Source organism: Hungatella sp. SL.1.14 (assembly GCF_024460495.1).
Classification (GTDB): domain Bacteria; phylum Bacillota; class Clostridia; order Lachnospirales; family Lachnospiraceae; genus Hungatella; species Hungatella hathewayi.
Genome location: NZ_JANFYJ010000463.1, coordinates 1 through 292 on the forward strand (window position 1 = coordinate 1; position 292 = coordinate 292).

1 protein-coding gene is annotated in these 292 nt (G+C 48.3%); it reads right to left on the bottom strand.

Features of this window, described 5'->3' with window-relative positions:
* On the bottom strand, window positions 1-264 hold a 264-nt coding region (locus NE473_RS31850; protein WP_256265705.1), incomplete at its 3' end, for an adenylosuccinate synthetase.
* Window positions 265-292 lie beyond the last annotated feature (28 nt).

Below are 292 nucleotides of genomic sequence, written 5' to 3' on the forward strand. Positions count from 1 at the left end.
CTTGCTTACCAGTTCTTCCACTTCTTTTATCAGGAACGGGATGTTTAACGCTACGCCGTTTCCTATCACGCTCGTTGTATGGCTGTAGAATACACCGGACGGCAGAAGGTGGAGTGCGAACTTGCCATAGTTGTTAATGATCGTATGTCCTGCGTTGCTGCCTCCCCGAAAGCGGATGATGATGTCGGATTCTTTCGCCAGCATATCCGTAATTTTTCCTTTTCCCTCGTCGCCCCAGTTGGCGCCTACTATTGCTCTTACCATTTGCTTATTTCCTCCTTTAACTCGTTGC